Origin of the sequence: Streptomyces sp. NPDC057486 (assembly GCF_042802415.1) — a bacterium.
In the GTDB taxonomy this organism is placed as follows: Bacteria; Actinomycetota; Actinomycetes; order Streptomycetales; family Streptomycetaceae; genus Streptomyces; species Streptomyces yanii.
Genome location: NZ_JBHVEE010000042.1, coordinates 1 through 17,624 on the forward strand (window position 1 = coordinate 1; position 17,624 = coordinate 17,624).

A 17,624-nucleotide genomic window follows, 5' to 3' on the forward strand; every position below is an offset into this window, starting at 1 on the left:
GGCAGGGCCCCGGGATCCGCTGCGCCGGTCCCGGGGCCCTGCCCGTGCAGGTGACGCCGACGACCGCTCAAGGATGAGCAGGAGCCCGGGCAGGCTTACGGATCACCGCCCGTCGGCCTTGGCGGCAGCGTCGATGGCCGCGAGTGAGCGGCGGGCCTGGTTGCGGTCCGTCGTGTACCAGAAGTCGGGAAGCGAGGCCCGGAGATAGCTGCCGTACCGGGCATTGGCCAGCCTCGGGTCGAGCACCGCGACCACACCCTTGTCGCCTGTGGCTCTGACCAGACGACCGGCGCCCTGGGCCATCAGCAGTGCGGCATGGGTCGCCGCGACAGCCATGAACCCATTGCCCCCCGCCTCCTCGACGGCCTTCTGGCGCGCACTCATCAGCGGATCGTCGGGACGCGGGAACGGGATCCGGTCCATGATCACCAACTGGCAGCTCGCCCCCGGGACATCGACGCCCTGCCAGAGCGAGAGTGTGCCGAAGAGGCAGGTCTCGGGGTCGGCCGCGAAGTTCTTGATCAGCTCACCCAGCGTCTCCTCACCCTGCAGCAGGATCGGCTTGTCGAGTCGGCCACGCAGTTCCTCCGCAGCGGCCTGGGCTGCCCTCATCGACGAGAAAAGCCCGAGCGTGCGCCCGCCGGCGGCCTCCACCAGTTCGGTGAGCTCGTCCAGCATGTCGGTGCGCGAACCCTCCCGGCCGGGCGTGGCCAGGTGCTTGGCGACGTACAGGATGCCCTGCTTCGGGTAGTCGAAGGGCGAGCCGACGTCGAGCCCCTTCCACTGCGGGAGGTCGTCGCCCGCGGTGCCCTCGGGGGCCAGGCCCAAGGACGCGCCCACACCGTTGAAGTCTCCGCCGAGCTTGAGCGTGGCGGAGGTGAGGACGACGGAGCGTTCCGCGAAGAGCTTCTCGCGCAGGAGGCCCGAGACGGAGAGCGGGGCGACACGCACGGACGCGCCGAAGCGGTCATGGCGCTCGTACCAGACGACGTCGTACTCGGACCCCTGGGTGATGCGCTCGGCAACGCCGTGGATGGTCTCCACGGAGGCCATTGCCTGCTTGCGGACGGCGTCCTCGTCCTGGACGGACTTGTCGCGGGTGGACCCCAGGGCCGTGATCACGGTGCGAGCAGCGTCGCGGAGCGCCATCAACGCGTAGCCGAGGTCCTCCGGAATCTCTTCCAGACGGCCGGGGAGCGCCAGCTCCATCACCCGCTCGAAGCCCTCCGCCGCGGTCTGCAGGGCGTCGGCGGCCTTCTCGTTGACCAGCTTCGCCGCACGGCGCACGGCCCGGTTCACCTGCCCGGGGGTGAGTTCTCCGGTGGCCACTCCGGTGACCCGGGAAACCAGCTCATGGGCCTCGTCGACGATCAGCACTTCATGCTGCGGGAGCACCGGGGCCCCCTCGATCGCGTCGATGGCGAGGAGCGCGTGGTTGGTGACGACGACATCGGCGAGCTTCGCGCGCTCGCGGGCCATCTCCGCGAAGCACTCCGCGCCGTACGCGCACTTGCTGGCGCCCAGGCACTCCCGGGAGGAGACGGAGACCTGCGCCCAGGCCCGGTCGGAGACGCCGGGGGTGAGGTCGTCGCGGTCTCCGGTCTCGGTCTCGTCCGACCAGTCCCGCAGCCGCAGCAGGTCCTGGCCGAGCTTGCTCGACGGCGCCGCGGCCTCGAACTGGTCGAAGAGTCCCTCTTCCTCTTCCTGCGGGACACCTTCGTGGAGCCGGTGCAGACAAAGATAGTTCGAGCGCCCCTTGAGCATCGCGAACTGGGGTCGACGGCGCAGCAGCGGATGCAGGGCGTCGACCGTACGCGGAAGGTCTCGCTCCACGAGCTGGCGCTGCAGCGCCAGGGTGGCCGTGGCGACCACGACGCGCTCCCCGTGCGCCAGCGCGGGCACCAGGTAACCGAGAGACTTGCCCGTGCCGGTACCGGCCTGGACCAGCAGATGGGAATTGTCGTCGACGGCCTCGGCAACGGCCTCGGCCATGGAGGCCTGACCAGGCCGCTCCGTACCGCCGACGGCGGTCACGGCGGCGTGCAGAAGCTCGGGGAGGGATGGCTTTGTCATAGCGTGACCAGCCTACGGTGCACCACTGACAACGGGGATCACTCCAGGACTCACGCGGAGAGGTGGAGTGGGTTGGGAACCGTGCCGTGGACGGCGGCGTGGGGGCGCTCGGGCCGGTCGCGGTAGCCGTCGCGATACAGGCGGTTGCGGTTGAGGCAGAGGCGTTCTATGCGCGGCGTCAGCATGTCGAACATCTCGAAGCGGTCCTTGAGCTCGGGAAAGCGGGCGTGGTGGCGCAGGATCTCGGCTCGGACGAGTGACCAGAATTCGTCCTCCGGGACACCCAGCTGCTCCTCGCACAGCCTGGACAGAAATCGGAAGACACCGACGAAGAGCCCTGAGTGGATGAACTGGGTGAGGAAGCCGGGCTCCTCGGTGAGAAGGATGCTGCGTACGTCGTCCGGCATGGTCGCGTGCTCCGGCAGCGGCCGGGCGCTGATGTTCACATCGTCGACGAAGTCCTTGATCGCCAACCGTACGGGCACGTCCTGGCCGTCGAAGACCACGATGGCGTTCTCGCCGTGCGGGGAGAAGACCGTGCCGTACTGGTAGAGGAAGTGCAGCAGCGGCGGGAGCAGTGCGGCGAAGAGCCGGGTCAGCCAGACGGAGGGGGTCAGACCCGAGCGGGCGACGAGCTCGGCGGTGAAGGCGCGGCCGTGCGGATCCGTGTGGAGCAGCGACGCAAGGGTGCGGGCGCGCTCCCCGGGCGCGAGCCGGGGGTGGAGCGGTTCTCGCCAGATCGCGCCGAGGATCTCCTTGAACTGGTACGGGGTCTCGGGGAGGTGGTCGTAGTGCGGGTGCGCAACCGTTACGGAGGCAACCTCTCCGAGCAGGATGACCCCACAGGTGTCACGCAGAAAGGGGTCGCGGTCGCGCAGTCCCTGCACCCAGGTGGTGACGGCGGGCGCAGCGAGGGTCCGCTCGGTCGGCAGACCCCGCCAGACCAGCGTGTTGAGGATCGACAGCGGCAGTTTGACGGTGTGCCGGTCGGGGTGTCCGAGGTTGGCGAAGGTACGGATGGACTGCTGCGGCAACCGCGGGTCCTCGTCGGTGTGCAGCGGAACGATGTCGCCGTCGGCGATGGCCGGGGCGAACAGCGGAACGATCCATTCGTCCCACTGCCAGGGGTGCACGGGAAGAAAGAGGTAGGAGTCCGGGTCGAGGCCGCGGGCGCGGAGTCCGGCTGCGAATGATGCGCGGACCGGGGCGTCGAGTTCCTGCGCGTACAGCTGCTCGGGAGTGGCGAGGCGGGTCACACCTCGGTAGCCGGCGATCCGGGTGCTCACAGCGATCCACGGCAGCCTGACCGGTCTGCGGGCCTCGGGCGTGAAGCGGGAGGCGTCGGCGGCGGAGAATCCGAGGCGCCCCTTGTTGGCGACGAGCCACGGATGGCCGGTCTGGTGTCCCTCGAGCTCGGCGTAGTCGAGTTCGGCCAGCCGGGCGGCGGTGAACGCTGTGTGGTCCAGCCGGGCGTCGGCGGCGAGTGTGGTGGTGATCTCGCGGATGAGGTGGCCGAGCGTGGCGCCGTCGAGTTCGAGAAGACGGTGGGCGCGGGCGAGGAACTGGAGCGGGTCGCCGAACGGGATGGTCCCGGTGCTCTCGTCCTGGCCGGTACCCGCGGGCGCGTTCCGGTCGGTGACGCGTATCGAGTCGGGGGCGACGTGCCAGCCGCCGTAGACGCCCCGGCCGGCGCAGAAGTTCAGGGTTTCGCCGTCGTCCAGCGCAAGGGTGTAGGTGTCGCTCCCGGCGGCCCTGGGAATCGGCTCGATGATTTCCTCGTAGGCGAACTCTCCGAGCATTTTCGCGAGCAGGCGGGCGGCGGCCCGTTCCCAGACCGTCCGGTTCAGTTCTGGAGTGCTGAGCAGCGCGGGAGACTCCGCTGGTTCATGGCTCGCAGGATTGTTCGGCACGGGGACTCCTCGGGAGGGAACCGATGGGCTTCGAGCGGTGTAAGTAATGCAACAGGTCGTTCACAGCTGGGCACGGTGGGCCCGGTCGCGGACCATCAGGGCGGCTCGCTTGTCGGGGAGTTCAACTTCCGCGGAGAACCGGAAGCCGGCGCTCAGGAAGGCGGAGACGGAGGGGGTGTTGCGCAGGTCGGGTTCCGCTACGACGCGTGCGCAGAGAGGACGGTTGTCGAGTACGAGGTCGGAGACGGCCCGGAGCAGGGTGGTACCGACGCCGCGCCCGCGGTTGTTCACGCCGCCGATGAGGAGGTGGATTCCGGTGTCATGCGGTCGGGCGGGATAGCGGCGCGCCAATGGGTCGAGGTCCGCACGATAGATCTCCCAGTAGCTCATGGGAATGCCGGAGAGCACGCCCAGGCAGGGGACGCTGCGTCCATCACCCTCGAGCTGCGGGAGTAGATGGGTGGCGGTGACTGCTTCGGCCCCTGCGAGTTCCCAGAAGGCGGCGACTGCGGGGTCGTTCATCCAACGGCTGATCACGGACAGGTCGCGGTCCAGTCGCACGGGGACGAGTTGGAACACTCCGGCGGTGGTGGTGACGGGGCGCCATTCGGCCGGGTTGTCGAGCAGGTCGAAGGTGCTGGACAGGTCGGTGGCCGGTGTTGTTGCCGGTGCGTCTTCCCTGAACAGCGCGAGGAACTCGTCGGAGAGCTTCAGGTCCAGGGTGTCCTCCACGCCCGTACCCGCCCGTGGGACGGGGCCGGCTCCTGCATCGGCGTGCGCATCTTCGGGAGGCACGGTGACGCTCTCCTCTCAGCAGTTCCTGCAGTTCCTGCAGTTCAGGGGTTCAGGCGCTGGTCATGTTCCTTCAGGCATACAGGGGGTTGGCGATGGTGACATAGACGGACTGAGTGTCGACCGGTCCGACGAGTTCGTCGAGACCGTGCAGTCGGGTCAGCATGTTGGCCTTGCACCGCAGGTGCGAGTTCTGCAGCAGCTGCGCGGGAAGCGGGGAGCCGAGGCCGGTGACACCGCCGAGGAATCGCCGGAGGCCGGCGATGAGCACTCGTTCATCGGCGAGATGCTCGGCGCCGAAGGCTCCGATCAGACCGAAGATGTTGTTGATGCCCAGGTAGTAGGCGAAGCGCTCGTCGGTGACCGCATCGGAGACGAAGGTGTCGCTGACGGTTCCGATGCCGGAAAGCCTCTGCTCAAGTGCTGGGCGATGCGATTCGCGGAAATAGTAGCCCTGGTTGTCCCGATACCGGCCCCCGATGGGCCAGCCGGAGGCGTCGAGCAGCACCAGCGTGTTCTGCTGGTGGGCTTCCAGGGCGACGCCTGCTGTGGCATCGAGCCAGAGCACGGGGCGCACGACCCGGTCGAGGTAGCGCAGGAACCACTCGGCGGCGACCGCTCCCTGAGTTCTGCCGGTGGAGGCAGCGAGGCGGAAGACGATGTCGGCGAGGCGCGATTGCATGCCTGGCCGGTCGGACCAGGGGCGCGGGGAAGTCAGCCCGGCAATGCACACGGCATCGTCGTGCGGGCCGAAGGGGTTGTGACGCAGCATGACATCGAGGCCGGGGACGGGTTCGCCACCCGGTGTGTCGACGGCGAGCCAGGCCGGGTCGCGAACGATGTCGAAGCCGGGGTGGACGGCGTGCCACTGCGCAGCGAGTCCACTGCGGAGCAGCCGGTGGACCTCCACACCCCGGTGAAGTTCCTTGCGGAGATTCTCACGACGGGAGTTGGTGATGCGTACGCCGAGGGAGAGCTTGAGCATGACGTCGGCGCCGGACCGATGGACGGTACGGACGGACGAGGTGGGGTGCCAGGGCTCGCCGTGCGGTCCCAGGTCATGGAGAAGACCGGCTTCGAGCAGGGCCGCGACGTCCGGACGGCTGCCCAGTTCCCGTGCCTGCCAGGGGTGGAGCGGAATCGGTGTCGTGTTGGCGGGGAGGTGCAGTCCGTCGGTGTGGGAGGCGACGAGGTCTTCGGCGGGGACGGGGCGGCCTCCGTCCGTCCAGGAGGAATCGGTGGCCAGCAAGGAGCGGTCCACAGCCATCCAGTGCAGCGGGAAGGAGCCGTGCAACTCCGGTGAGTAGAGCCGGGATTCGGCCTCGGAGATGCCTTCGCGGCTCTTGGGGCTGGGGTGCAGGGGGTGGCCCAGCAGGAGCGACTGCTCGGCGGTGAGGAAGAGGTCCGAGTCGGCGGGGGGCGCGGGTGTGCGGCGTCGCTCGGCGATGAAACCGGCTGTACGGCGTACGGAGTCGGCGACCCTGGCCACCATGTCGGCGCCTTCGTTGCGGTCCGCCTCGCGCCCCAGGAGGGCGGCGACGGTGACGGCATCGGTGGTCGGAGCCTCGTCGGGTGCGTGCTCCAGGACGGGCGGGCCGAAGCGGTGCCATCCCGTGGCGGACCAATAGAGGATGGGGACGAGCAGGTCGGTGCCGCTGGCGGGAAGCGGGATGCGGAGAGTGTTGCCGTCGGGTCGAGGCAGATCGTTCTCGCGGACCCAGCAGCGCAGCAGGTTCTCGACGCCTGATGCGTCTGCCGCCCGGAGCGGGTCCGGGTGGTCGAGAGGATCGGCCGTTCCTGCGTTGGCAGGGGGGGCCTGCGGAGTACACCGCTCGCCATACAGGGCTGCCATCTGGCGCGGCACCGTCGTCTGCTCGACTGCCACTCGGCCGACGAGCACGGACTGGCCTCGTTGCTGGCCGACGGGGGCGCCGTCGGCCTCGGGCGCGGGCGCGGGGGTGGGGTTCACGGCGGTCTTTCTTGTGGAGGGTGTCCGGGGTCAATGGGTCGACCCGGTCGTGATTCGGCGATGCGGCAAGCGCTCAGCGGCTGCCAGGGCGTCGGCGAGGCGGTCGACGACCGCCGTGGCCTGTTCGTCGGTGAGTGTGAGCGGAGGGAGTAGGCGTACAACGCTGGAGTGGCGTCCGCCGAGTTCGACGATGAGGCCGCGCCGGAGGCATTCCTGTTGGACAGCGGCGGCGAGGACCGGGGCGGGCGGTGCCTCGGTGGCGCCTCCGGTACCGCACGTGAGCGGGGCGGACTCGGGGTCGACGAGTTCGACCCCGATCATCAGCCCCCGTCCGCGGACGTCTCCGATGCAGGGGTGGTCGGTGGCCAGCGTGCGGAGGCGGGCGAGCATACGGGCGCCGAGCGACGAGGCGTGCTCGGCGAGCCGGTTCTCGCGCACGTAGGCGAGGGTGGCCGTGCCGGCGGCCATCGCCAGTTGGTTGCCGCGGAATGTCCCCGCGTGGGCGCCCGGTTGCCAGGTGTCCAGTTCGGAGCGGTAAATGATCACTGCAAGCGGGAGGGAACCACCGATGGCCTTCGAGAGCACCATCACATCAGGGGTGATCCCGCTGTGCTCAACCGCCCAGAAGGCGCCGGTCCGGCCGACGCCGGTCTGGACCTCGTCGGCGATCAGGGGGATGGACCGGGAGGCGGTGATCGCACGCATCCGACGCATCCAGCCGTCGGGGGCGGGGTTCACTCCGCCCTCCCCCTGCACCGGTTCGAGGATCATTCCGGCCGGCGCGGGTACTCCGCCCTTGGGATCGTCCAGCAGGCTCTCGGTCCACCGGGCGGCGATGTCGGCACCGCGTTCGCCACCGATACCGAACGGACACCGGTACTGCAGCGGGAAGGGGAGTCGGGTCACGCGGACATCCTCGGCTCCGCCCGAGGCCGCAAGGGCTCCCTCCGTCATCCCGTGGTAGGCGCCGGCGAAGGCCAGGAGTCCGCTGCGCCCGGTCGCGGCACGGACCAGTTTGAAGGCCGCCTCGACGGCGTCCGTTCCGGCCGGTCCACAGAACTGGATGCGGGCGTTGTCGGCGAACTGCCGTGGCAGTGTGGCGAACAGTTCCGTGGTGAAGGCGTCCTTGACCGGGGTCGCGAGGTCGAGGACATGGAGGGGTGCACCCGAGTCGATGACCTTCTTGATCGCCTCCAGCACCACCGGATGGTTGTGCCCGAGCGCCAGCGTGCCAGCTCCGGAGAGACAGTCGAGATAGCGCCGTCCGTCCGCACCTTCGATGGTCAGCCCGCGGGCCCGCACCGGCACGATCGGCAGTGACCGCGCATAGGTGCGAGCGGCCGATTCGCGCAGCGACTGGCGGCGCAGGATTCCCTCGTGCACCGCGGGTGGTGCCACCGGAGCTGGTTCGGTCACGGCCACGGCTTCTGGTCCTCCCGCTGTCACAGTTGCGTTGCACGTCCGTACGTTTCCGCAAGAACGGACTGCGGCGATGAACGCTGCCCGTAAGTCCCTCGTACGTACCAACGACGCCGGTCGCAGGGGATCACGGGTAAATCGGAAGATCCTTGCGGAGACGGAACCGTGGACCTGCTGCGTACCGTCCCCATCGGCACCGGCATAGTGGGGGGCCGTGCCGACACTCCGGGCACCATCACCGGAGTGCGCGGCGCGTTCGGAAGAGTGCCCAAATGCACTACAGAAGTGCTGAGTTACGAAGTCCCAGGGGGATCACCGCATGCGACCGATTCGACCAGTTCTCACCACGCGTCCGGGGAGGAGCGGACGTCGCACACCCTCCTCGGTGCTCGCGGTGGCCGCGGTCACCGCCGTTCTCGCGCTCACGGCCACCGCCTGCGGGCCGAGCGAGGACGGTGCGAATGCCGAGCCGAGCAACTCCGTCGGGCAGACCTCGGATGACAAGATCACTATTCCGGATGATCTGCGGGACCGTCTCAAGGAACACGGAGTCGACCTCGACAAGTGGAAGAACGGCGAGTGGAAGAACTGGGACAAGGACACGTGGCTGCGTGAGGCCAAGGACTTCATCAACCCGATCATCGAGGGACTCTGGGACCCGGACCGCATGCGGGATGCCGACAAAGCGCCCGAGCAGCCGGTCGACAACGACATCTCGGGTGACAAGGGTGTGACGGACCCGACGCCCGTGCCGGTGCGGGCCACGAATGTGCAGTCGCCGTACCACGGCAGTGCCGCAGAGTCGGGGAAGCTCTTCTTCGACGGCCCCGAGGGTTCCATGGTCTGCTCCGCAACCGTGGTGGAGGACCCGGCAAATCCCGGAAAGTCCAACATGGTGTGGACCGCCGGACACTGTGTACACGCGGGCAAGAAGGGCGGCTGGTACCGCAACATCGCCTTCGTGCCGTCGTACAACAACGGCGGCCTGTCGCTGGCCGAACTGAAGGACGCGCCCAAGGAGAAGATCGCTCCCTATGGCGTGTGGTGGGGGCAGTGGGCGCAGACCTCCGACCAGTGGATCGCCGACGGCGGCCCCACCGGTGGCCAGGGAGCCGCGTACGACTTCGCGGTCCTGCATGTGGCCCCGGAGAAGGGTTCGACCGGGAAATCCCTTGAGGAGACGATCGGTTCGGCGCTGCCCGTCGAGTTCAACGCCCCGGCCGTGCCGAAGGTCGACAACATGACGGCAACCGGGTTCCCGGCTGCTCCGCCGTACGACGGCCAGAAGATGCTCCAGTGCAAGGACAAGCCGGGCCGCCTCTCGCTCACCGAGGCAGACCCGACGATGTACCGCATCGGGTGCTCCATGACCGGCGGCTCCTCCGGCGGTGGCTGGGTCGCGGCGGGCCAGGACGGCAAGCCCGCACTGGTGTCGAACACGTCCATCGGCCCGGTGACAGCCGGCTGGCTGGCAGGGCCGCGCCTCGGCAAGGAGGCCAAGGGCGTCTACGACGCGGTCAGCAAGAAGTACGCAGGACAGTGACGCGCACGAACTGTCACCGACAGCCTTGTCGGTGACAGTTGTTCAGGGAACCCTCGGCACGACAGCAGTCCGTCGGGGGTGCCCGGTGGCCGGGCATCCGACCCCCGGGCACCCCCCTCATGCGCCGGTGCTCGGTGGCGGAAAGCATCCGCCGGACCGTCATAGGGTGGGCCTGCATCTCGGGGTGGCCATCGGCCCGACCCCTAACATGACACGTTCATGGCATTTTCTGAGTGTTTCAGGGGGAAGTTTTCCATGCGATCCATACGTCCGCTGCTCGTCGCGACCGGCCTCGTCGCCGCTCTCGCGCTGACGGCCACAGCATGTGGCCCGAGCGAGGACAAGACGGCCGACAAGCCCGCCGCCGAATCCGCCGGTGGCAACGGCACCGGCGGCGGCATATCCGCCGATCTGGCCGAGACGCTCAAGAAGCACGGCGTCGACCCGGAGAAATGGAAGAACGGCGAGTGGAAGAACTGGGACAAGGACAAGTGGCTGCGTGAGGCAAAGGACTTCGTCAACCCGGTGATCGACGGGCTGTGGAAGCCCGAGCGGATGAAGTCCGCCAAGGACCCGGCGAGGACGATGGCGGCCAGTGACTTCTCCGGCGACCAGGGCGTCACGGACCCGGAGCCCGCGCCGGTCAAGGCAGAGCCCGAGAACCTCCCGTACCACGAACATGCCGCCCCGGTCGGCAAGGTGTTCTTCGACTCCCCCGAGGGGTCCATGGTCTGCTCGGGCACGGTCGTCAAGGACCCGAAGAACCCGGGCAGATCCAACCTGGTGTGGACGGCCGGACACTGTGTTCACGCCGGTTCGAAGGGTGGCTGGTACCGCAACATCGTCTTCGTTCCCGCCTACAACGACAAGGGCAAGTCCGCCGCGGCGCTGGAGAACGCCCGGCCCGAGGAGATCGCCCCGTACGGCGCGTTCTGGGCCGACTGGGCCACGACCTCCGGTGAGTGGATCGCCGATGGCGGCCCCACAGGCGGCGAGGGCGCTCCGTACGACTACTCCGTGCTGCACGTGAAGCCGGAAAGCGGCACCAAGTCGCTTGAGGAGACCGTGGGGAACGCTCTGCCGGTCAACTTCGACGCCCCCGAGATCTCGCAGATCAGCGCCATGGGCGCCTGGGGCTACCCCGCCGCCGCCCCGTACGACGGTCTGATCATGCACAAGTGCATCGACCGTCCCGGCCGGCTCTCCATCAGCCCCAGCACTCCGACGATGTATCGCATCGGCTGCACCATGACCGGCGGCTCCTCCGGTGGCGGCTGGTTCAGTGAGGGCTCCGGCGGCAAGCTGGCACTGGTCTCCAACACCTCCATCGGCCCGGCGACTGGGGGCTGGCTCGCAGGACCCCACCTGGGCCGGGGCGCACAGGAGATCTTCACCATGATGAGCGACAAGTTCGCCGGCCGGTAGTCACGGTCCGGTGGACGCCCGAAGGCCCGCTCCCTCACGACGAGGGGGCGGGCCTTCGGTCCGTACTGTGCTGTGCTGTCAGTGCGCCACGGGCACGAACGGCGCAAGGTCCGCGGCCAGTTCCTCGTGCACCCGCGCCTTGAGGAGGGTGCCCTCCGAGGTGTGTTCCTCGGAGATCACTTCGCCGTCGGCGTGCGCCCGGGAGATGAGTCCGCCGTGCGTGTACGGGACGAGTGCCTCGATCTCGACCGACGGCCGGGGCAGTTCGGCATCGATGAGCGCGAGCAGCTCGTCGATTCCGGCCCCGGTCCGCGCCGAGACGGCGATGGCGTGCTTCTCGTTCCGCAGCAGACGCTGGAGGACCAGCGGGTCGGTCGCATCCGCCTTGTTGATCACCACGACCTCGGGTACGTCCAGCGCACCCACTTCGCGGATCACTTCGCGCACCGCGGCGAGCTGCTCCTCGGGTACCGGGTGCGAGCCGTCCACCACGTGCAGGATCAGGTCGGACTCGCCGACCTCCTCCATGGTGGAGCGGAACGCCTCGACGAGGTGGTGCGGAAGGTGCCGAACGAACCCGACGGTGTCGGCCAGCGTGTAGAGCCGGCCGGTCGGCGTCTCGGCCCGGCGCACGGTCGGGTCGAGTGTGGCGAAGAGTGCGTTCTCCACCAGGACGCCCGCCCCGGTCAGCCGGTTGAGCAGCGACGACTTGCCTGCGTTCGTGTAACCGGCAATGGCGACCGAGGGCACCTTGTTGCGCTTGCGCTCCTGCCGCTTGATCTCGCGGCCGGTCTTCATCTCCGCGATCTCCCGGCGCATCTTCGCCATCTTCTCGCGGATCCGGCGCCGGTCCGTTTCGATCTTGGTCTCACCGGGGCCACGGGTGGCCATGCCGCCACCGCCGCTGGAACCGCCGCCGCCCATCTGGCGGGAGAGCGACTGCCCCCAACCACGCAGGCGCGGCAGCATGTACTGCATCTGTGCCAGCGAGACCTGTGCCTTGCCCTCACGGGACTTGGCGTGCTGGGCGAAGATGTCGAGGATCAGGGCGGTCCTGTCGACCACCTTGACCTTGACGACGTCCTCCAGATGGATCAGCTGGCCGGGGCTGAGCTCACCGTCGCAGACGACGGTGTCGGCCCCTGATTCGAGGACGATGTCACGCAGCTCCATCGCCTTGCCCGAGCCGATGTAGGTGGCCGGGTCGGGCTTGTCGCGCCGCTGGAAGACGGCGTCAAGCACCTGAGCACCCGCCGTCTCGGCCAGCGCCGCCAGCTCCGCGAGGGAGTTCTCGGCGTCCTGCACGGTCCCCGAGGTCCAGACGCCGACCAGCACCACACGCTCCAGGCGCAGCTGCCGGTACTCGACCTCGGTGACGTCCTCAAGCTCTGTGGAGAGGCCCGCCACACGCCGCAGCGCCGCACGCTCGGAGCGGTCGAACTGCTCGCCGTCCCGCTCTCCGTCGATCTCGTGGCTCCAGGCGACGTCCTCTTCCATCAGGGCGTGGGCCCGAAGGCTTTCGGTGAGGCTCTCGGTGACGTTCTCCGTGGCACTCTGCGCATTCTGCGCGTCCTGGGGAAAGGAAGAAGAGGAGGTCATTGGATCCTTACGTCGATGGAATTCCGTTACGTCAGTCACAACGCGTGACCTGTCCGGAAGATTCCCGCTCGGGAGAATCTCCGGTCCGGCTGCCGCGGCGACCCGTCGATAGTGGCACGGCCCGGACGGCCCCGTCACCCGGGTTTACCGGTGTCCGGCGGGCTGGGTGCTGTGCCAGTCCGGGTGCCCGGGCATCGGCGGGGTCTTCTCGCTGTACAGCCAGCCGTCGAAGAATGCGGTCAGGTCGCGTCCCGCAATTTCCGACGACAGCCGGACGAAGTCCGCCGTGGTGGCGGTGGAGTCCCGGTGCTTCCTCACCCAGCGGCGTTCCAGCCGGCCGAAGGCACTCTTGCCGATTTCCTGTCGCAGCGCGTAGAGGACCAGCGCGCTGCCGTCGTACACCACGGGCCGGAAGAGGCTGATCTTCTGTCCCGGCGAGGGCGCGGAGGGGCGGGCCGGCGGTCCTCCGACTGCGCGCCAGCCGTCGGACTGGGTGTAGGCATCACGCATTCGCTTCACCAGCGACTTCTTGGCGTGCTCCTCCGCGTAGCGGGCCTCGTACCAGCTGGCATGTCCTTCGCTGAGCCAGAGATCGGACCAGGCCTGCGGGGAGACACTGTCGCCGAACCAGTGGTGGGCCAGCTCATGGACCATGAGCGAGTCGACGTACCACTGGGGATATGCCTTGGTGGTGAACAGGGTCCGTTCGAAGAGCGTCAGTGTCTGGGTCTCCAGCTCGAAACCGGTCTCCGTGTCGGCGACCAGCAGTCCGTACGTCTCGAAGGGATAGCGGCCGACCTGGCGCTCCATCCACTCCAGCTGTCCGGGCGTCTTCTTGAGCCAGGGCTCCAGGCGGGCGGCGTCCGCGGCCGGCACCACATCACGAACCGGCAGCCCGTGCGGCCCCGTCCGCTTCCGGACGGTCGAGTGCCCGATGGAGACCTGGGCCAGTTCGGTCGCCATGGGGTGCTCGGTCCGATACGTCCAGGTGGTCGAGGCGCCGTGCCGGACCGTGCCGGCGGGCAGGCCGTTGGCCACCACCGTCAGGTCCTTGGGAGCGGTCACCCGGAAGGTGAAGTAGGCCTTGTCGGAGGGGTGGTCATTGCTGGGGAAGACGCGGTGCGCGGCGTCGGCCTGGTTGGCCATGGCCAGGCCGTCGGAGGTGCGCAGCCAACCGCCACTGTCCTGGTCGCCTCTGGGGTCGCTGGTGTGCCGGACGGTGATCCGGAGCGGCACTCCGGCGGGCAGCCTGCCGAGGGGCTCGACGACAAGGTCCTCGCCCGTGACGGCGAAGTCGGCGCGCAGGCCGTTGACCGCGACGGAACGGACGGTACCGCGGGTGAAGTCGAGGTTGATCCGGTCCAGCGGTTCGGTGGTCCGCGCGTCGATCGTGGTGACGGCGTCCAGGGGTTTGCTGTTGTTGCCGTGGTAGGTGAATCCGATGTCGTACGAGAGGACGTCGTACCCCGGGTTGCCGAGGGTGGGGAAGAGTGAATCCCCGATGCCGAGCGGCATGGGTGAGGGCAGGGTGGCGGCAACGAGGGTGGCCGATGCGGTGGCCAGCAGGGCGGCCCGCAGGCGGCGGGGGATGAACGGCATGGACTACGGCTATCAGCGACCCGCGCGGGTACGGGCGCGGCACGCGCCGCGCCACTCGAACGAGGTCGCCGGGACAGCTGGGCGCCGCGGACGACTGGTTCAGACGGCGGCGGCCGGGTGCTGGGCGCGGTTCACGTCGTACACCCCCGGTACGTCCCGCATCGCGCGCATCAGTGCAGGCAGTCCGGCTGCGTCCGGGAGCTGCAGGGTGTAGGTGTGCCGAACACGTTGTTCGCTGGGCGGTTCCACGGTGGCGGAGATGATCGCCGCATCCGCCGACGCGATGGCCTCGGTGAGATCGGCGAGCAGCCCTGGCCGGCCGAAGGACTCGGCGACCAGCGTGACCCGGCATTCCGCCGCGTCGCCCCAGCCCACCGTGACGGGCGTCCGGCCTCCTGCCTGCATCCGGGCCACCCCGGGACACTCTCGCCGGTGCACCGTGACGGCTCCGCCGCGCACGGTGAATCCGATGACGTCGTCGGGCGGTACGGGGGTGCAGCAGCCTGCGAGCCGTACGGTGGCGTCCGGCATGCCCACGACGACGGTCGCGGCGCGGCGTGCGGCCCGGTTGACTCCGGCTTCCGACGGGTCCGCCGGCTGCCGCTCGGGCCTGCGGCCCACGGGCTGGCTGCCGTACGTCCCCTGGGCACCCTCCGGGTGGGCGTCGAGCCACCCGGTGATGGCGATGCGCGCAGCGGCCGTACGGGCGTGGTCGAGCCAGTCCGGTGAGGGACCGGAGGCGGCGTCCCCTGCGAGCAGCAGCTGCACGGTGTCCCCGTCACTGAGCACGGTGGAGAGCGTGGCGAGCCGACCGTTGACCCTGGCCCCGATACAGCTGTGGGCCTCGTCGCCGTACTGCGCGTAGGCGGCGTCGACGCAACTGGCGCCGGCGGGGAGTCCGAGCGTGCCGCCATCGGTGCGGAAGACCGTGATCTCGCGGTCCTCGGCGAGGTCGGCGCGGAGGGTGGTCCAGAAGGTGTCCGGGTCGGGGGCGGACTGCTGCCAGGCGAGGAGCCGGGAGAGCCAGCCGGGCCGGGTCGGGTCGGCGCGCTCCCCGTCCGCGGGTTCGGCCTGCGGCAGCGCGGAGGTGCCGTCCGCGGTGTAGGGGTTGCCGAGGGCGATCACGCCCGCCTCGGCGACCTTGTGCATCCGATGGGTACGGATGAGGACTTCCGCGACCGCGCCCTCCGCGCCCACGACAGCCGTGTGCAGTGACTGGTACAGGTTGAATTTGGGAGCCGCGATGAAATCCTTGAACTCGGAGATCACGGGCGTGAAGCAGGTGTGGAGCTCGCCGAGGACGGCATAGCAGTCGGCGTCCTCGCCGACGAGCACGAGCAGCCGCCCGAAGTCGGTGCCGCGCAGCTCTCCGCGTTTGATCCTGACGCGGTGCACGGAGACGTAATGGCGGGGCCTGATGAGGACTTCTGCGGGGATGTCGGCGTCCCGCAGCACGGTTCTGACGTTCTCGGCGATGGCGGAGAGGGGGTCGCCGGTCGCTCCCGGGGAGCCGGATTCCGGTACCGAGGCCGCGGCGATCAGTGCCCGAGTGTGTGCGTACTCCGCGGGATGGAGGATCGCGAAGACAAGATCCTCCAGCTCGGTCTTGAGTGCCTGCACCCCGAGCCGTTCGGCGAGCGGGATCAGCACGTCGCGGGTGACCCTGGCGATCCTCGCCTGTTTTTCCGGGCGCATGACCCCGAGGGTGCGCATGTTGTGCAGCCGGTCGGCAAGCTTGATCGACATGACCCGGACGTCGTCCCCGGTGGCGACCAGCATCTTGCGGAACGTCTCGGGTTCGGCCGCCGCCCCGTAGTCGACCTTCTCCAGTTTGGTGACGCCGTCGACGAGGTAGCAGACCTCGTCGCCGAACTGCTCCCGCACCTGATCGAGGGTCACCTCGGTGTCCTCGACCGTGTCGTGGAGCAGCGAAGCCGTCAGTGTCGTGGTCTCGGCCCCTAGTTCGGCGAGGATCAGCGTGACCGCGAGCGGGTGCGTGATGTAGGGCTCGCCGCTCTTGCGCATCTGCCCCCGATGGGAGGACTCTGCCAGGACGTAGGCCTTGTGGAGGATGCTGAGATCGGCGTCCGGGTAGTGGGCCCGGTGGGCCTCGGCGACGTGGCCGATCGCGTCGGGCAGCCGGTCGCGGGAGACCGGTCCGAGCACGGCGACGCGGCCGAGCCTGCGGAGATCGATCCGGGGGCGGCCTCGTCTGCGGATGGGAGCACCTGGATTGGTGGCCTCTGCGCTCATGGGGGCACCTCCGGCAAACGTCGACCGGCGGTGGGGAGGTGCGGACGCGCCTCCGGGCCGGTGCTTGATGCTACCGACCCCACCACGTGGGGGAGTCCGGCTCTCGCTCAGCGTGAACCGGATCACCCATTCGAGCGATGCTCTAGCCGGTCACCGTTTCGAGCCAGGCCGGATCGATCTTGCCCTCGGCCACGATGACAGCGGCTCCGGTCATCTCGATCTCGCCGTCCGGCCGCTCGGTGATCACGAGGGTGCCGCCCGGCAGGTCGACGGTGTACGTGACCGGGGTACCGGTCTCGGCGGGGTCCGCGCCGTCCCTACGGGCGGCGGCGACGGCCACGGCGCAGGCGCCGGTGCCACAGGAGCGGGTCTCGCCCGAACCACGCTCGTGGACCCGCATCGCCACATGGCGCGGTCCGCGGTCCACGACGAACTCGATGTTGACGCCGTCGGGGTAGACGGCGGCAGGGCTGAACGGCGGTACGGAGCGCAGCTCGCCCGCGTGTGCCAGGTCGTCGACGAAGGCCACCGCGTGCGGGTTGCCCATATTGACGTTGCGCGCGTCCCAGCTGCGGCCGTCCACGGTGACCGTGACGCCGTCCTCGGGGAGCAGGGCGCGCCCCATGGAGACCGTGATGTCGCCGCCCTTGGCGAGGTGGACCTTCTTCACGCCGCCGCGGGTCGCGACCGCGAGGTCACCCTCCTCGACCAGGCCGGCGCGCTGCAGATAGTGGGCGAAGACCCGCACGCCGTTGCCGCACATCTCGGCGATCGAGCCGTCGGCATTGCGGTAGTCCATGAACCACTCGGCGTCGGCCGCCATGGTCCGCGCCTCGGGGTGTGCGGCGGACCGGACGACGTGCAGCAGCCCGTCACCGCCGATACCGGCCCGCCGGTCGCAGAGCCGGGCGACGACGGATGCGGGCAGGTCGACGGCGTTGTCCGGGTCGGGAACGATCACGAAGTCGTTCTCGGTGCCATGACCCTTGAGGAAGGCGATCTGCGAGGTGCTCACAGGGCAACTGTACGAGGCCGCACCGAC

11 protein-coding genes are annotated in these 17,624 nt (G+C 69.1%); 2 read left to right on the top strand and 9 right to left on the bottom strand.

The features are described 5' to 3' along the window. Positions 1 to 102: 102 nt before the first annotated feature. From ACFU6I_RS20575 to ACFU6I_RS20595, 5 genes are all read right to left on the bottom strand, one after another. Positions 103 to 2,073, bottom strand: coding sequence for an ATP-dependent DNA helicase (locus ACFU6I_RS20575; RefSeq protein WP_384047906.1), 1,971 nt, complete (start codon positions 2,071 to 2,073; stop codon positions 103 to 105). 50 nt (positions 2,074 to 2,123) lie between these two features. Continuing rightward, positions 2,124 to 3,983 (bottom strand): IucA/IucC family protein, encoded by a 1,860-nt coding sequence (locus tag ACFU6I_RS20580; RefSeq protein WP_384368605.1) that lies wholly within the window; start codon positions 3,981 to 3,983, stop codon positions 2,124 to 2,126. 60 nt (positions 3,984 to 4,043) lie between these two features. Further along, positions 4,044 to 4,778: a GNAT family N-acetyltransferase gene (locus ACFU6I_RS20585; protein WP_384368608.1), complete on the bottom strand. Its 735-nt coding sequence runs from the start codon at positions 4,776 to 4,778 to the stop codon at positions 4,044 to 4,046. A gap of 70 nt (positions 4,779 to 4,848) precedes the next feature. Beyond that, positions 4,849 to 6,744 carry an IucA/IucC family protein gene (locus ACFU6I_RS20590; RefSeq protein ID WP_384368611.1) on the bottom strand — a complete coding sequence of 632 codons (1,896 nt, stop codon included), beginning with the start codon at positions 6,742 to 6,744 and terminating at the stop codon, positions 4,849 to 4,851. A 30-nt stretch (positions 6,745 to 6,774) separates the two neighbouring features. Then, a complete protein-coding gene (locus tag ACFU6I_RS20595; RefSeq protein ID WP_384368614.1) occupies positions 6,775 to 8,166 on the bottom strand; it encodes a diaminobutyrate--2-oxoglutarate transaminase family protein in 1,392 nt (463 codons plus the stop codon). Positions 8,167 to 8,482: 316 nt separating this feature from the next. Between ACFU6I_RS20595 and ACFU6I_RS20600 the strand changes: the two genes are divergently transcribed. Together ACFU6I_RS20600 and ACFU6I_RS20605 are read left to right on the top strand one after the other, a co-directional pair. Further along, positions 8,483 to 9,706 (top strand): trypsin-like serine peptidase, encoded by a 1,224-nt coding sequence (locus ACFU6I_RS20600; protein ID WP_384368617.1) that lies wholly within the window; start codon positions 8,483 to 8,485, stop codon positions 9,704 to 9,706. Between the two features lie 255 nt (positions 9,707 to 9,961). After that, positions 9,962 to 11,131, top strand: a complete 1,170-nt coding sequence (locus tag ACFU6I_RS20605) for a trypsin-like serine peptidase (RefSeq protein ID WP_384368620.1) — start codon at positions 9,962 to 9,964, stop codon at positions 11,129 to 11,131. 78 nt (positions 11,132 to 11,209) lie between these two features. Here the strand turns inward: ACFU6I_RS20605 and hflX are convergent, their stop codons facing one another. The 4 genes from hflX to dapF all read right to left on the bottom strand — a co-directional run bounded on the left by hflX (position 11,210) and on the right by dapF (position 17,597). Then, positions 11,210 to 12,730 (bottom strand): GTPase HflX, encoded by a 1,521-nt coding sequence (gene hflX, locus ACFU6I_RS20610; protein WP_384368623.1) that lies wholly within the window; start codon positions 12,728 to 12,730, stop codon positions 11,210 to 11,212. A 144-nt stretch (positions 12,731 to 12,874) separates the two neighbouring features. Beyond that, complete coding sequence (locus ACFU6I_RS20615) at positions 12,875 to 14,329, bottom strand: M1 family metallopeptidase (RefSeq protein WP_384368626.1); 1,455 nt, start codon at positions 14,327 to 14,329, stop codon at positions 12,875 to 12,877. Positions 14,330 to 14,428: 99 nt separating this feature from the next. Beyond that, a complete protein-coding gene (locus ACFU6I_RS20620) occupies positions 14,429 to 16,582 on the bottom strand; it encodes a RelA/SpoT family protein (protein ID WP_384368629.1) in 2,154 nt (717 codons plus the stop codon). A 142-nt stretch (positions 16,583 to 16,724) separates the two neighbouring features. Beyond that, entirely contained in the window at positions 16,725 to 17,597 is an 873-nt protein-coding gene (gene dapF, locus ACFU6I_RS20625) for a diaminopimelate epimerase (RefSeq protein ID WP_345514360.1), read from the bottom strand. Between the last annotated feature and the right edge of the window lie 27 nt (positions 17,598 to 17,624).

Bases quoted from the DNA above. Each gene is read 5' to 3' on its own strand.
- ACFU6I_RS20575 (WP_384047906.1), bottom strand. From the start codon at position 2,073: ATGACAAAGCCATCCCTCCCCGAGCTTCTGCACGCCGCCGTGACCGCC.
- ACFU6I_RS20600 (WP_384368617.1), top strand. From the start codon at position 8,483: ATGCGACCGATTCGACCAGTTCTCACCACGCGTCCGGGGAGGAGCGGA.
- ACFU6I_RS20605 (WP_384368620.1), top strand. From the start codon at position 9,962: ATGCGATCCATACGTCCGCTGCTCGTCGCGACCGGCCTCGTCGCCGCT.
- hflX (WP_384368623.1), bottom strand. From the start codon at position 12,730: ATGACCTCCTCTTCTTCCTTTCCCCAGGACGCGCAGAATGCGCAGAGT.
- ACFU6I_RS20615 (WP_384368626.1), bottom strand. From the start codon at position 14,329: ATGCCGTTCATCCCCCGCCGCCTGCGGGCCGCCCTGCTGGCCACCGCA.
- ACFU6I_RS20620 (WP_384368629.1), bottom strand. From the start codon at position 16,582: ATGAGCGCAGAGGCCACCAATCCAGGTGCTCCCATCCGCAGACGAGGC.